Annotated in this window: 16 protein-coding genes and 3 pseudogenes; 7 read left to right on the top strand and 12 right to left on the bottom strand. The window is 46.3% G+C overall.

Features of this window, described 5'->3' with window-relative positions; all coding sequences use genetic code 11:
• Window positions 1-175 precede the first annotated feature (175 nt).
• Both BM283_RS19615 and BM283_RS19610 read left to right on the top strand, forming a co-directional pair.
• Window positions 176-711, top strand: a pseudogene (locus BM283_RS19615) (RtcB family protein).
• On the top strand, window positions 686-967 hold the full coding sequence (locus tag BM283_RS19610; protein WP_217646555.1) for an RtcB family protein: 282 nt from the start codon (window positions 686-688) through the stop codon (window positions 965-967). The pseudogene BM283_RS19615 and the gene BM283_RS19610 overlap by 26 nt, the downstream one beginning before the upstream one ends.
• Before the next feature lie 188 nt (window positions 968-1155).
• Here the strand turns inward: BM283_RS19610 and BM283_RS15450 are convergent, their stop codons facing one another.
• The gene (locus BM283_RS15450) at window positions 1156-2145 is read right to left on the bottom strand and encodes a cyanophycinase (protein WP_090694685.1); all 990 of its coding nucleotides are present in this window, start codon (window positions 2143-2145) and stop codon (window positions 1156-1158) included.
• 336 nt (window positions 2146-2481) lie between these two features.
• Complete coding sequence (locus BM283_RS18330) at window positions 2482-2736, bottom strand: hypothetical protein (RefSeq protein ID WP_139225300.1); 255 nt, start codon at window positions 2734-2736, stop codon at window positions 2482-2484.
• A gap of 170 nt (window positions 2737-2906) precedes the next feature.
• Between BM283_RS18330 and BM283_RS18325 the strand changes: the two genes are divergently transcribed.
• Window positions 2907-3074 carry a histidine phosphatase family protein gene (locus tag BM283_RS18325; RefSeq protein ID WP_139225299.1) on the top strand — a complete coding sequence of 56 codons (168 nt, stop codon included), beginning with the start codon at window positions 2907-2909 and terminating at the stop codon, window positions 3072-3074.
• A 213-nt stretch (window positions 3075-3287) separates the two neighbouring features.
• A pseudogene (locus tag BM283_RS20680) lies at window positions 3288-3431 on the top strand (hypothetical protein); the annotation flags it as partial.
• A 24-nt stretch (window positions 3432-3455) separates the two neighbouring features.
• Here BM283_RS20680 and BM283_RS15440 read toward each other — a convergent pair.
• Window positions 3456-3947, bottom strand: coding sequence for a HugZ family pyridoxamine 5'-phosphate oxidase (locus BM283_RS15440; RefSeq protein WP_090694680.1), 492 nt, complete (start codon window positions 3945-3947; stop codon window positions 3456-3458).
• 168 nt (window positions 3948-4115) lie between these two features.
• On the opposite strand from BM283_RS15440, the pseudogene BM283_RS15435 reads away from it, so the two are divergent.
• Window positions 4116-4938, top strand: a pseudogene (locus BM283_RS15435) (transposase).
• A gap of 304 nt (window positions 4939-5242) precedes the next feature.
• Here the strand turns inward: BM283_RS15435 and BM283_RS15430 are convergent.
• Window positions 5243-6982: a di-heme-cytochrome C peroxidase gene (locus BM283_RS15430; RefSeq protein ID WP_090694679.1), complete on the bottom strand. Its 1740-nt coding sequence runs from the start codon at window positions 6980-6982 to the stop codon at window positions 5243-5245.
• Window positions 6983-7484: 502 nt separating this feature from the next.
• Between BM283_RS15430 and BM283_RS19010 the strand changes: the two genes are divergently transcribed.
• Together BM283_RS19010 and BM283_RS15425 are read left to right on the top strand one after the other, a co-directional pair.
• Window positions 7485-8024 carry a hypothetical protein gene (locus tag BM283_RS19010; RefSeq protein ID WP_175492179.1) on the top strand — a complete coding sequence of 180 codons (540 nt, stop codon included), beginning with the start codon at window positions 7485-7487 and terminating at the stop codon, window positions 8022-8024.
• Between the two features lie 43 nt (window positions 8025-8067).
• Window positions 8068-8670, top strand: a complete 603-nt coding sequence (locus BM283_RS15425) for a GGDEF domain-containing protein (RefSeq protein ID WP_217646554.1) — start codon at window positions 8068-8070, stop codon at window positions 8668-8670.
• Between the two features lie 210 nt (window positions 8671-8880).
• On the opposite strand, the gene BM283_RS15420 is transcribed toward BM283_RS15425, so the two are convergent.
• From BM283_RS15420 to BM283_RS19000, 8 genes are all read right to left on the bottom strand, one after another.
• The gene (locus BM283_RS15420; RefSeq protein ID WP_090694674.1) at window positions 8881-9189 is read right to left on the bottom strand and encodes a hypothetical protein; all 309 of its coding nucleotides are present in this window, start codon (window positions 9187-9189) and stop codon (window positions 8881-8883) included.
• A gap of 171 nt (window positions 9190-9360) precedes the next feature.
• Window positions 9361-9765: a transposase gene (locus BM283_RS15415; RefSeq protein WP_090694672.1), complete on the bottom strand. Its 405-nt coding sequence runs from the start codon at window positions 9763-9765 to the stop codon at window positions 9361-9363.
• The gene (locus BM283_RS20675) at window positions 9738-10013 is read right to left on the bottom strand and encodes an IS630 transposase-related protein (RefSeq protein WP_368086447.1); all 276 of its coding nucleotides are present in this window, start codon (window positions 10011-10013) and stop codon (window positions 9738-9740) included. The genes BM283_RS15415 and BM283_RS20675 overlap by 28 nt, the downstream gene beginning before the upstream one ends.
• Complete coding sequence (locus tag BM283_RS20145; protein ID WP_254776401.1) at window positions 9911-10183, bottom strand: helix-turn-helix domain-containing protein; 273 nt, start codon at window positions 10181-10183, stop codon at window positions 9911-9913. The genes BM283_RS20675 and BM283_RS20145 overlap by 103 nt, the downstream gene beginning before the upstream one ends.
• Window positions 10184-10215: 32 nt before the next feature.
• Window positions 10216-10410, bottom strand: a complete 195-nt coding sequence (locus BM283_RS15405; protein ID WP_090694670.1) for a hypothetical protein — start codon at window positions 10408-10410, stop codon at window positions 10216-10218.
• Window positions 10411-10710: 300 nt separating this feature from the next.
• Complete coding sequence (locus BM283_RS15400) at window positions 10711-11127, bottom strand: cupin domain-containing protein (protein WP_090694667.1); 417 nt, start codon at window positions 11125-11127, stop codon at window positions 10711-10713.
• A gap of 326 nt (window positions 11128-11453) precedes the next feature.
• Window positions 11454-11690 (bottom strand): cytochrome P460 family protein, encoded by a 237-nt coding sequence (locus tag BM283_RS15395; RefSeq protein WP_090694665.1) that lies wholly within the window; start codon window positions 11688-11690, stop codon window positions 11454-11456.
• A 54-nt stretch (window positions 11691-11744) separates the two neighbouring features.
• Window positions 11745-11936, bottom strand: a complete 192-nt coding sequence (locus BM283_RS19000; RefSeq protein WP_175492177.1) for a transposase — start codon at window positions 11934-11936, stop codon at window positions 11745-11747.
• Window positions 11937-12064: the final 128 nt, after the last annotated feature.

The raw sequence follows: 12064 nt of genomic DNA, 5'->3' as shown, positions 1-12064 counted from the left end.
TATTGGAAATTTTTCAAGAAGAAAATCCTGTATGGTCGCTACTATGAAACTTTTTCACTTTTCAAAAGTGCTTGCCAAGCTTTTTTTACAGCAACCGATCATTACGAAGCAGAATTACGCACATTATTAACTGATAATTTCCAAATCATTGGCAGCACCTGAGTGCCGAAATTTCATGTGCGATGGGTATAAACACCCTAAAGCCAAAGGATATAACACTATTAGCCACTTGGGTACCCTTGGTACCGGGAATCATTTTATTGAGATATGCATAGATGAGTCGATTACGTCTGGGCAATGCTTGACTCGGGCTCAAGGGGAGTCGGCAACAGAATAGGCTCATATTCCATTGAGAAAGCCAAGGAAGAAATGGAGCGGTATTTTATCCTGGATAATCTGCCCAACAAAGATTTAGCCTACTTGGTTGAGCATACCGAGATATACGATGACTATGTTAATGCTGTGTCATGGGCACAGGAGTTTGCTGAACTTAACAGGCGGGTCATGATGGATATTGTGTTGCAGTGTATGAGTAAATTTTTATCATCATTCACCACTACTGATGAAGCTATACAATGTCATTATAATTACGTTGCAAGAGAACACCACTTCGGAATAGATGTGCTTGTTACACGTAAGGGCGCAATCAGAGCGAGAAAAGGTGATTTAGGCATTATCCCAGAGTATGGGTGCGAAATCTTACATCGTTGAAGGGTTAGGAAATGAAGAATCCTTTTTCTCGTGTTCTCATGGTGCGGGCAGAAGGCTGGGAAGGAATGAGGCAAAGAGAATTTATTCTGTTGCTGATCTGGAGGAGCAGACTAAAGGTATTGAATGCCCTAAAGATGAAGCAAGAATTGATGAGATTCCAGTTGCCTATAAAGATATTGATCAAGTCATGGAAAATCAGTGGGATTTGGTGAAGATCAAGCATACCTTGAAGCAGGGATTAAATATTAAAGGATAATAACTACCCCTCACACTATCGTCTGTCCAGGAGCCGCCGGACATGCATCGGATGACTTTACCCCCATGCCCACACGGCGACTGCCCCGCAGTGGCCCACTATGCGCGCCCAAGGGACCAGTTTGCACCCCACTCTTCCCACGAAATTCCGATGAGTGGGATGGGGTTGGCCGGCACCCACCATATTCGCTAGTATGGTGAGAGATTATGTTGGTCTGAAGTTAACACTCCCTCTACTGCAGAAACAAGATATTCACTACCGTCAATTCCATGCCAGTTCAATAATTGGTATTTGCCTCCAGCTGCATTGATTCGATAAACGTTGATGTCTTTATAAGTTAGCGGACTTCCTGCTTGACAGATTTCTGGTGCGCCAGGCGCTTGCAGGAAATATGCATTGCTTTTACCCACCACTGTACCGATCCCGTGAGCATCGATAAGTAGCGCTGTTTCTTCATCGAGAGAAATAGCACGAGGCCGATCAGACCATCCGTTATCATAAATACGACACAAAAAGGCGATGGTACGCCCCATGCGGTCACGGGGTATTACGCGTGCATCACCGATTACGCTTTGAAGAATTGATAAATTCACTAAATCCCGATCAAGTGTAATGTACTTATTAAAAGGATCGGCAAGCGCTTCACTGGACGTCACGCCTTTGCTAAGAAGTGCGGAATAGATAAACTGAGTAAGAACATTCAGTCCTGCACTCGTTCCGCCAATTGGAACACCTTGAAATATGCGCTCATTAAGAGCTCCCTGCACGAGCGTTCCCTTCCAATAATTGATGTAATCGGATTGATCGCCACCTGCAATCCATATTGCTTCAGCCTGATTGATAGTGTTGATGACAAATTCATCATTGGCAGCTTCTATAGTTGGAATGATAAGCGTTGCAATTGACTTACTATTTGGGCACAGCTGCTGAATATAAGGGTTATAGGCATCTGTTCCAGTTGCTCGGATTACCAGAAAGTCTCCATTGCCACTCAATTCACACATCCACTGAAAAGCTGCGTCTACATCGATACCCGCACCCATTAGTACTATGCCTGATTGAGTGGTTGAAGTGATATCAGCCTGATTCCCCAAACGATAATATTCATAAGGGGGTTTCTTCTCAGCAATTAGCAGGAGAGAAAATGTCAAAAACAGCAGAACAGTTATATAACGCATCAATTATCGCTCCTTTTAACGGTGGGTAAAAAGACTGCCACGACATTTTGATGTAACGGATCAGATTCAGTAAATATTTATTGAGAACTTTCCACCACGGAATTAAAGATCATATCTGATCAGAGCCTATTGATCATTTTTATAAATAATTGCAAATTCATTATATTGAGAGACTTGCATACCACTAGTAATAGTAGAGTCTGCAATGTTAGATTAATGCTTACCGATGAATTCTGGTCTAAGCTTGAGCAGAAAAAAAGAAATGATACCCTATAGATAATACTCCAGCCCGAAATGATGATTTAAGCTTTGCTCGCCGAAAGAAACGTCTGTGGATTACGCTGAATACATGACCAGGCCATGTAAGTAAGAGTAAAAGCTTAAACGTAGTAGCGTTGGGCTTAGGCAAAGTAAACTCCACGCTACCGCCGGTCCAGGGGCCGCCGGTAGCGCACGGGATGATTGCCCCCATCCCCGCGCCGCAACCGCCCTACAGCGGGCAACTATGTACGCGCCAGAGGCTAGTTTGCGTCCCACCCCTCCCGAAAAGAGGCAGCGACGCAGGCTGATCTGCACCCGTTCACGTTGCATCGCTACCTTGATTCTGCCAATGCATTTTCAAAGAATCATATTTTTTATAAACCCAGCTACTACACTTCTGTCTTGTTATTTGGTACATTTTTAAATCTGTATTAACTTTGTACCCTAATTGGATTTTAATTTCACAGTCATTTGTTGCATGGATATCTACCTCATGCGCCATGGGGCGTACTAATTATAATGATCTTGGCCTGTGCAATGATGATCCTAGCCGAGACGTCCATTTAACAGAAGTAGGCATGGAACAGGAACAGGCGCATTCGGCAGCACTGACGCTGCGTCATGTAGCATTTGAGCGTATTGTAGTTTCTCCACTACCACGCACATAAACAGCAGAGGTAATAAACCGCTACCACTCAGTGCCAATTAAGGTTCACCCTGAGCTTGCCGACATCCGCTCTGGCTTTGAAGGTAAACCAGTGTTTGACTATTTTGTAGCGATTATTCATGATCGGCTACAAAAGCACGTAAATGACAGTGAATCGTTGCTTGATTACGAGCTGCGTGTATTATGCTTCATCGACTAGCTAAAAGAACACAAGGATAAAACATTATTGGTAGTCGCACACGAAGATATCATGCGGATATTTATTGCCTATTTTGAGGGCCGCATCGAGTATGATCAATTGAGGGAAATGCATATTGGCAATTGCAAATACCGACAGTACAGGTTGAATTGCACTTAAATTCGCTAAGATTACAAAAACAATTCAACGTTTCAAACTATCATTGTCTACATCGATTGCAAAAGCCTGTCCAAAACCAGCAACATATCGTCCGCTCTCCTGATGTAATACAAATAGATGAAAATCGGGTAAGGCGCATAATACGCTGACAACTTTGCCAAACTTTTCCTGCAATGCTTGTATCCGCTGCGTATATACCTCAGTGTCCCGCATTATTTCTTTTACACTGCAATTTAACACGGCTCGCTCGCGTGCAAACAGATTATGAGATTCTGATTCCGGGCGAATAAACATTATCGATGCTTTTGGATTATTCAGTAAATCCACCGTATGACTCGCCAGTTCACTGACATAGATATAATAGAGCCCAATATCATCGCGCACAAAGGGGGCATAACTGATATTTGGGACACCATCAGTTGAAGCGGTAGAAAGTAATAAGGTTTTTTGAGACGCGATTAGTTTTCGATAACGATCGGTAAGTTCATCGAATTCTTGCTGATTTATTTCACTCATCGGAGAACACGGACACTTCAATAGTTATAGGGCAGACTATTTTATACGCTCAGTTTATAACTGACCAAGCTGTTTCTTAATCTCTAAAAATACTTGCGCAAAGTCGTCGTCACCGAAGTGAACCGCCCCGGGTTTTTTAGAGATAAAACGATTTGAGAGGAGGAGAAGATGAAGAATCAAGTCAGTTATTCACAGGAAGTACGGGAACGAGCGCTACGATTGGTATTTGAACAGCAAAAGGAGCATGAATCGCTGGTCGACCATCAAATCGATCGCATCGAAGATTGGCTGTACAGCGGAGACGCTGCGAGCGTGGGTAAGACGTGCAGAAACTGATGAGGGAATTCGAGGAGATTTGTCTTCATCGGATCATGAACGGCTCAAGCAACTGGAACGAGAGCATCGTGAACTTAAACGAGCAAACGAGATATTGCATCAGGCATCGGCCTATTTTGCGAAAAGAGGCTCGACCGCCGACCGAAGTGATGGTGATATGTGTTGATCAGCATAAAGAACAATACGGGGCCGAGCCAATCTACGAGCAAATTCAGAGTGCCCCATCGAGTTACTATCAACACAAAGCACGCGAGCGAGCTCCTGATCGATTGCCTGATCGCATCAAGCGGGATGAGGAGCTTGAAAGTGACATTCACCGCATATGGAAGAATAATTTCAAAGTTTATAGGGCCAACAAAGTCGACGGCTGATATAGCGACAGGGGTAGTCAATATCTCTCGATCCGCTGTACGGAACGTCTGGCAGAAGCCAATATGGAAGCCTCTGTTGGGAGTGTCGGTGACTCTTACGATAATGCGCTGGCTGAAACGATTAATGGATTGTACAAAACAGAGGTCATACGGCATCGCGGGCCCTGGCGCACTATCGATGAAGTGGAATTTGCCACTTTGGAATGGGTAGATTGGTTCAACCATCGCCGGTTATTGGAGCCGATGGAGATACTCCACCGGCTGAATTCGAAATGGCATATTAATCGCTAATTGAAGGAGTCACCGGATGCAGCTTGACTTAACAAAACACGTCTCCGGAATTCCCGGGACAATTCAACCGTAGATATACTCATCAAATCACACATACGTTTTGAATCATTCTTAACTGGTTAAGTTATATGCGCAGTCTTATGGCTAGCAAAGGAAAAGATTGCCCTGAGGATGGAGTAGTAAAACGGTTTTGGAACTGTATTCCAAAGACAAGGCTGATATTGAGGAAATAGGACTCGCTCCAGGAAAATTGATGTTTACCCGGAGCGAGTCATGCCGCAGAACTAATGTCCCTACTTAGAGCGTTTTGAGATACTCAAGCAAAGCTTTTTTCTCGTCTGAGGAAAGTGTAGTACCGAATTCGTGACCGCATCGGCTATTACCGGAATTTCGGTCACTGCAATCCGTTGTCTGCAACGTATAATCAAACTTAGTTTGCTCAGCAGCAATTCCGATATTGACGATATCATAAACCGGACCAACCTTGAATGAACTGACTCGTTCGGCTGCTGGCTTCAGCAATTCCGCTAATGTGGGTACAGAACCATTGTGAAGGTAAGGTGCAGCAGCCCAGATTCCTTGAAGAACTCTTGATTCATACGCGTAAGTAGGTTTAGCTGGTTTGGCTATTTTTTCAGGTACAGCCGGTGCAATAAATGCGTCTCGGAGAGATTCAGTTTCAGGTGGAAAAGGTGACTTCAGACTATCTGCTTGTGCCCTATCCTTGATCTTCGATAGAATGGGAATGTAATGCTGGAGGATGGAGCCGAGGACAGCGGTTCCCAGAACGTTGAAGGCGGTATCAACTGGCTTGAGTGGAGCAGCGAGAAATGGTATTTTTGCACCTTCAAGCACACCTGTCTTCACAGTACGGCTGAGAATTTCATATTCCTTTGAATCCGTATCAACATCCAAAATGGGAGTTTTCCAAGTTTTTTGCTCGAAGAACCTGGTTTCACCGGGTGCAATACCGTGACAATCAGCGCAACCACCTGCTTGAGTCTTGCGTTCATAAATTTCTTTACCTTTGTTGGCAAGAGTTTGATCTATTTGCCATGGCCATTTGGGAGGACCAATTTTTTTAATCAAATCTTCCAATGCCAGTAATCCCGAGAAATTAGCCGAGTTAGTGGCTAGATAGTCAATACCGAGTATCTCGTCCACATCCTTTTTAGGATGAAAAATAGCAAATACTCCGTAAACTTCTCCGAGATTTCGGGAAAGCGCCAGTATGCTGTTGCCATTACTAGCGAAACCAGGCCATTGTGTTTTGTCCTGAATTGCAGCATTCCAGAGAAATGGATAGCGTACCGGTGCATTAGCTGGCTGGATATTTTCAGGGATCATGTAAGTAGGAGCAGGACCGATGTCTAGCCCTGCGAGCCGATTGAAGATCATCGATACAGCATCGAGTCTTGCAGGGCCCCAAGGCTGCGTGGGGAGCGCGCGTTCTATCAATGTATGGTAAGGTAGATACCAAGCTTTTACTTCCTCTCGTAGTTTCTCCTTATCTGCCGAAGTTGATGACGAGCCGAGTACGGCATGAGCGAAATCGATGAATGCTTGTTGGTTCGTCAAGACCGTATTCACCGCAATATCGAGATCAGCAAGGAAACTTTGGAAATCAACGATTCCAGGGCCGCCATCGATTCGATACGAAGTATCAGCAACCTCGATTTGACGCGTATGGCAGGCAGCACAACTCATGCCTATTTCCTGTCCGTTCCCCCCGCTGTTAACAGTAAATCCAACCGGCAGCCCGGCGGGCCGGCTTGCTTCATTGATTAAATAACCATAACGACTAAGGCTTTCATCCATGAACGGCTTGCCATTTGGTTGCTTTAAAGCGACTATCCATCGAAGCGGCATAATCTGAGATCCTTGATCTCGGCTATAGAAGTCGTTCCGGGTAGCAGCTGTCCACTCGGTACCTTGATCGATAGTCACCGTTCCTGCAGCGAATGAAATCGCAGGTAACAGCCAGGCAAATACTGAGACGATACTACCAATCCGGGATACAAACCCGATTTTCAACATTTACTCTCTCCTTGAAGAATGAATTAGAATATAGTTCACAGCATCCTTGATAATTATTAATTCTGCAGCTGCTTTACTCACAGACATGAAGATATTGGCAGAGGATAAATCCTTTTTAGGCCTAGCTACTAGCTACCCTGCATACGGAATGATAAGAATTTATTAGTACGTTCGATTTGATTTCCAGGATTCATTTTTTCCGTGTACCCTCTTAGATAACTATATATGCTGCCAGGGCCAAGCTGGGAATGGATGCGCGAATAGCATAGAATATGCCAAGGGTATATAGTAAAAGAAGAAGAACGCCTTTCTTCTCACTATTTGATCATTGAGATTTGCTGAGAAAGTGGTATATCGTAAATATTCCTATACAAAAAGTTTGTTTGTCTTTTCCTCATGACTTTTATTTCTTAAAAAAAGAGTATTTATTCTTCCTATACTCAATTAGTGAAACACAGCAAAAAATATTTCCTCTGACAACACTTAAGGTTAGTGTGTTCCGATGTTTCCACCTCTAATGAGCTTCGACGTCCAGACACTACTGGTCGCGGTTGCGCTGGCCACGATGCTCTCAGCAGTGACTCGCATCCTGTTATGGCGCACTCATCCCGGGATACCCGGACTCGGTCATTGGGCGGGGGGCAGTGTGCTGGGAACAGTGGCACTTTTGATGATTGCTATGCGCAATATTGTTCCCGAATGGTTGGCATTATCATTGGCGCAAATGCTCATTGCGATGGGCTTCATTATCCTATGGGATGAGTTTCCGCCGGTTTGTAGGCCGCGCTCCGTTGTCGCGTCCAATTCTGATGATCCTTATTGTGTTTGCAATTGGTTTGATCGTGGCTTCGAACGTGTTGCAGTCGTTGAGTTTTCGCACGTCGAGCAACGCCTTATGGATAGCGCTGCTTTCGGCCATGGTTGCACAGGAGCTATTGTCGGCCGCCCGTCCGCGGGAAATTGCGATGCGTGTTTCGGGCTGGCTTTACGCGATCAGCGCAGCGCTATTCTTTGTCCGCAGCTTCGCAGTAGCGACGAGTGACGCAACCGTTGACCCTTGGAGCCCGGATGGGCCAACCCCGTTGATGTTGCTCTGGTGGCTATGCTTCACTATGGGCGCGACGCTCGGCATGGTGCTCATGGCAAGTGAACGGCTTCAGAAGGAGCTAGACCATCAGGCGAGCCACGACCCGCTCACTGGAGCCCTTAACCGTCGTGCCTTATTGATGTTTGCAGAAAAGGAGCTGGCCCGTTGCCGACGCAATGGACAACCCTTGTCTGTACTGATGATGGATCTGGACCACTTTAAGGCCATCAACGATCACTTCGGTCACCAAGGCGGCGATGAGTTCCTATGTCGCTTCGTGTCTTCTTCCCAGCGGGTGTTACGTACCGATGATGTGTTCTGTCGCTTTGGTGGCGAAGAATTCCTGGCGCTTCTTCCGGGCATTACTTCCGAACAAGCATTGCTGGTTGCAGAGCGCATCCGTAGCGCCTACCGGAGTGAGATGGAGAACATCACGACGATTTCTCTTCCGTTCAACGCCACGGTTAGTATCGGAATCAGCCAATACCGCCCTGAGGAAGAGATTGACGATGTCATCCTCCGTGCTGACACCGCCCTTTACCAAGCGAAAGCGAATGGGCGCAACCGATGCGAATTGATGGAATTTTGTGGAGCGGAGTAGATTCCTCTAGACCTTTGTCGGATACACGACTAATGGCCCCAGTTAATAAAATCGCGAGCTCAAGCCAAGTCGAGTTGGACTTAAGTGGGCTAATCTCCACGCGATCACCCGTCCAGGGGCCGCCGGCAACGCACGGGATGACTACTACCCCATGCCCCGCTCCGCAGCGGCCGACTATGCGCGCCTGAGGGGCCGGTTTGTGCCCTACTCTCACCAAACCGCCAGGGAAGGACGGGGCCAACTGGTACCCTTCCCACGCCGCATTGCCTCTACCATTCTGCCAGCGCACTGATCACCGTCTATACAGCATCTTCCTGACTGACTGCATTCCCAAATGATAACGCCATCGACGATATCATTTACCGTCTCGTATTTAGAAGCGTTAAGCAGAGAGATCAAGTTGTGATTGATCAGGCTAACTGTCTCCTGCTCATCAGAAGAAATGAGTCGATTTTGAATACTGCATTCTTTATCCAGCCAGATTTGCGGGTAGGATTTGATCTGGTAATCCTGGGACACCAGTATCTCCGAAACATAAGGGAATGCCTTGCTCGTGGAGGTATACCAATCTACTCTTTTCAGAGTGTGCAGATTCCCCAACAATGCCAATATCGGAGCCTGGCTTACTTGATTCGCCAGCTTTTCATTTAAACTTAATTTAAACGTATAGCCTATCCTGTATAAAATGATTCAAATTTTACAAGCAGCAAAGAGCTGCTGGATGGAACACCCCTCCTTTTTTCTGATGGCTTTGGCCTGGGCCCATTTTGGTCCAATGTCATTTAAGTCCGGCGAATAAGGCGGCAGATATTCAAGTGTATGCCCGGCATGGGCAATAGCGGCTTGGATATCCAACCGTTTATGAAAGGTTGCGTTGTCCATGACAATCACGCAAGCGGGCAGAAGTTTAGGCAAAAGGTCCTGCGTCACCCACGCATAGAAAATGTCGGCGGTAATATTGGCTATCAACAGGCTTATGGTCAGGAGTGTCTTCCCGATCAGGGCGCCAATGACATTAGTTCGGTCTGTTGCATGCCAATCTTTTATGCCATGGGCGCGCTCACCTACTAGCGCATAGCCATGCGTGCGTGGCATGTCGTGCGCAAAGCCGCTTTCATCAAGGTAAACGATAACGCGGCCTTCGCGCTCATAGCCTTCAATTTTTTGCTGAAAGATGCGCCGCTCTTCTTCGCTGGCTTTGGGGTGGCGCAGACTTTTTTATAAGTCACACCCAGACGCTTTAAAGCGCGATTAATGCCTTGCTTGCTGACTCCCAGCCGTTTGGCGCGCTCGTACTGATACGTGTCCGGATAATTCTTGACGTCGTGCGCCAACTTCTCCATGTCGATCCTGGTGGCAGGCTTGTTGCGGGTGGTCTTCGAGCGGGTGTTTTGATCCAGCGCGTCACGCTGGCTATCCCGACGCAAAAACGCTTGGCCACTTGTGCAATTGAGAGGTTCTCCTTCTCCCGAATGGATAATACTTTACGGCGAAATGATATCGGGTAGGTCATCTGCAAATTATAACCAATTTATAGGGGATATGCTATACAATGACTAGCCGCGGATCATCTTGCACAGACATACTTCCATCACTTTTAACTGGCGGTGCTTTTGGCACTTTAGGAAGCATGTTTGCTCTGACAACTGCAAGCTCTGCTATTAGCGTTGTCAGCTCGTGTGCAGACAATGTTTCATTGAGTGACAAGCATATAGATTTTTTATCTTCGCTTATTTTCATCGCTTCTCCTTTGCTATGAATAGCTTGGTAGGACTTACTATTCTATCAGCATAGGAGAGGATGCCTATTCAGCCAATGTGTAATAGAACTATTATGAGCCACTGAATACATCTTCCCTCACTTGATGCTAATCGCATTAGCTTACAGGCTTTAGATTGGTACACTTTTATTTTGCTATTCATGCAAAATTAGCGCCCATCAGTGGTACATTTTTACTGCCCTATTTATACCTTATTTCCTCCTGCAATCCAGCTTTACTCTTTAGAGGCAGGGTAGTGATTGCAAGACTCCGTTCTTTCATTATTTGTCATTTGTGACGAGGTCTTTTTCGTTGGTATCGACGACAAAGACAGCCAGCAGGCGCGCAGGTTGAGTCTTGCTGTTATTTGCGCTGACCCCATGATGATCGCCAGGTAATTCGGCGAAGTTCTCGCCAGCGCGATAAACCTTTTCCGGACCGTTATTGACTTTACTACGAATTTCCCCCTCAAGAACCGTTGCATAGATGAAAGCCGACTTTGGATGGGTATGTGCTGGCGATGAAGCACCCGGCTGGTATTCGACCAGCACGCCTTTCATGCTCTTGCCGGGCACATTCGGGAGAGCGTGATCAAAGACGACCGTTACCTTGGACTTATCTGTGGGCAAATTATCGGCTGAAGCTGCGTTTGCAGAGAGCGCTGCCAAGACAGCCCCGTACAGAAATCTAGTAAACATGGTGTTCTCCTTTGTTGATAAAAATGAGTGGATACAGATCACCGCACAATGTCCTCAGTCCCATCAATCTAATCGCGGATCGGAATACGTATTCTTCGACAAATCATGGACTGATGAACACCACTGTTAGTTCACTGCCCGGCCTGCGCACCCCTTCACAGGGGCTGTAACCCTCGCCTACCGAGCCCAGGTTCTCTTGGCAAAATATGGCCCTCATAGTAAAGCTCCAATACCCCCCAATTTTCGCTCCTTTTATGTTGATTGTCCTTGCGTTGTCGCTCGTATTATTCTGAATGGAATGGTTCTCCAGGATATCTATTATGCTCTTAGAGTAGGATAGCCTTCGATATATCCCAGTCGGTTTGTTTTGCCGGCACATGGCAGGGAAGGCAGCTTTCCAGATAACCTTTGGATGTATTGAAGTTCCGGTTTGGGGCTTCAAACAACGCCCATACCCAACCTTCTCCCCAGTTGGCATTGTCTTTGAAACGGCCTTTTGTGTCCTTGATCATCACAAACCAGACCGGCGTATCGCCTGCCCATACCGCCGGTCCAGTGGTCAATTTGCTGAGATGATCTTGCAGACTTCCTTTATAGCAGATCTCATATAAAATGATTTAAATTTCATAAGCGGCAAAGAGCTGCTCGATGGAACAACCTTCCTTTTTTCTGATGGCTTTGGCCTGAGCCCATTTGGGTTCAATGTCATTTAAGTCCGGGGAATAAGGCGGCGGGTATTCAAGTGTATGCCCGGCATTGGCAATGGCGGTTTGGATATCCTGCCGTTTATGGAACGTTGCGTTGTCCATGACAATCACGCAAGCGGGCAGAAGTTTAGCAAAAGGTCCTGCGTTATCCACGCATAGAAAATGTCAGCGGTGATATTGGCGATGAACAGACTTATGGTCAGCAGCGTCTTTCCGATCAGAGCGTCAAT

The organism is Nitrosomonas sp. Nm34, assembly GCF_900113925.1.
Classification (GTDB): Bacteria; Pseudomonadota; Gammaproteobacteria; order Burkholderiales; family Nitrosomonadaceae; genus Nitrosomonas.
This window is presented reverse-complemented; position numbering and strand designations above follow the sequence as displayed.

Bases quoted from the DNA above. Each gene is read 5' to 3' on its own strand.
- BM283_RS19610 (WP_217646555.1), top strand. From the start codon at position 686: ATGGGTGCGAAATCTTACATCGTTGAAGGGTTAGGAAATGAAGAATCC.
- BM283_RS15450 (WP_090694685.1), bottom strand. From the start codon at position 2,145: ATGCGTTATATAACTGTTCTGCTGTTTTTGACATTTTCTCTCCTGCTA.
- BM283_RS18330 (WP_139225300.1), bottom strand. From the start codon at position 2,736: ATGCAACGTGAACGGGTGCAGATCAGCCTGCGTCGCTGCCTCTTTTCG.
- BM283_RS18325 (WP_139225299.1), top strand. From the start codon at position 2,907: ATGGGGCGTACTAATTATAATGATCTTGGCCTGTGCAATGATGATCCT.
- BM283_RS15440 (WP_090694680.1), bottom strand. From the start codon at position 3,947: ATGAGTGAAATAAATCAGCAAGAATTCGATGAACTTACCGATCGTTAT.
- BM283_RS15430 (WP_090694679.1), bottom strand. From the start codon at position 6,982: ATGTTGAAAATCGGGTTTGTATCCCGGATTGGTAGTATCGTCTCAGTA.
- BM283_RS19010 (WP_175492179.1), top strand. From the start codon at position 7,485: ATGTTTCCACCTCTAATGAGCTTCGACGTCCAGACACTACTGGTCGCG.
- BM283_RS15425 (WP_217646554.1), top strand. From the start codon at position 8,068: ATGTTGCTCTGGTGGCTATGCTTCACTATGGGCGCGACGCTCGGCATG.
- BM283_RS15415 (WP_090694672.1), bottom strand. From the start codon at position 9,765: ATGCCACGCACGCATGGCTATGCGCTAGTAGGTGAGCGCGCCCATGGC.
- BM283_RS20675 (WP_368086447.1), bottom strand. From the start codon at position 10,013: ATGGAGAAGTTGGCGCACGACGTCAAGAATTATCCGGACACGTATCAG.
- BM283_RS20145 (WP_254776401.1), bottom strand. From the start codon at position 10,183: ATGACCTACCCGATATCATTTCGCCGTAAAGTATTATCCATTCGGGAG.
- BM283_RS15405 (WP_090694670.1), bottom strand. From the start codon at position 10,410: ATGAAAATAAGCGAAGATAAAAAATCTATATGCTTGTCACTCAATGAA.
- BM283_RS15400 (WP_090694667.1), bottom strand. From the start codon at position 11,127: ATGTTTACTAGATTTCTGTACGGGGCTGTCTTGGCAGCGCTCTCTGCA.
- BM283_RS19000 (WP_175492177.1), bottom strand. From the start codon at position 11,936: ATGGACAACGCAACGTTCCATAAACGGCAGGATATCCAAACCGCCATT.